Annotated in this window: 1 pseudogene; it reads right to left on the bottom strand. The window is 56.5% G+C overall.

The features are described from left to right. Window positions 1–857, bottom strand: a pseudogene (locus tag CU102_RS28325) (IS3 family transposase); the annotation flags it as partial.

The following is an 857-nucleotide window of genomic DNA, read 5'->3' as shown; positions in this document are numbered from 1 at the left end:
CTTCAGGCTTTGGATGCTTTCGAAGCGATTGGGATAGAAGAGCTCGGATTTGAGGGTGGCGAAGAAGCTTTCCATCGCCGCGTTGTCGAGGCAGTTGCCTTTGCGTGACATGCTCTGGGGGATGCCATGTTTTTTGAGTTGCCGCCGATAGGCCGGCATCTGGTAGTGCCATCCTTGATCGGAATGCAGGATCGGCCGTTCGTTGTGTCTCAGTCGGCTCAAGGCCTTGTTCAACATGCCTTCCACCAGCTTGAAGGCCGGCCTTCTGGCGGTTTCGAAGGCGATGATCTCGCCGTTGCACAGGTCCATGACCGGTGAGAGATAGAGCTTCTCGCCAGCCACATTGAACTCCGTGATGTCCGTCGCCCATTTCTGATTGGTCGCCTGTGCGGTGAACTGCCGCTTGATGAGATCTGGGGCTGTGCGCCCGACGCTGCCCTTGTAGGAACGATATTTCTTCGGCCGCACCAGCGATTTCAATCCCATTTTGACCATCAGGCGCTGAACCGTCTTGTGATTGACCCTGTGCCCCAGCTGGCGGATCGCCGCGGTCACGCGGCGATAGCCATAGCGGCCCTTGTGAGCGTCAAAGACGGTCTGGATCCGGTTTTTCAGCGCAGCATGCTTGTCGCAAAGCACCGACATCTTTTGCCGATAATAGAACGTGCTGCGGGAAAGGCCCGAAAGCTGCAGCAACCCCTCAAGCGGATAGAACGGCCTTAACGCCTGGACGACTTGCGCTTTTTTGGCGCTGGTTGTTCCCGCGTTAAGGCCTCCAGTTTTTTTAGGAAGGCGTTCTCCATGCGCAGATAGCTCAGCTCCGCCAGCAACTCTTCGCGGCTCTTTTTATCATCGCT

Origin of the sequence: Phyllobacterium brassicacearum (assembly GCF_003010955.1) — a bacterium.
GTDB classification, from domain to species: Bacteria; Pseudomonadota; Alphaproteobacteria; order Rhizobiales; family Rhizobiaceae; genus Phyllobacterium; species Phyllobacterium brassicacearum.
The sequence above is the reverse complement of the archived record's forward strand: the minus strand, read 5'-3'. Positions and strand labels throughout refer to the sequence as shown.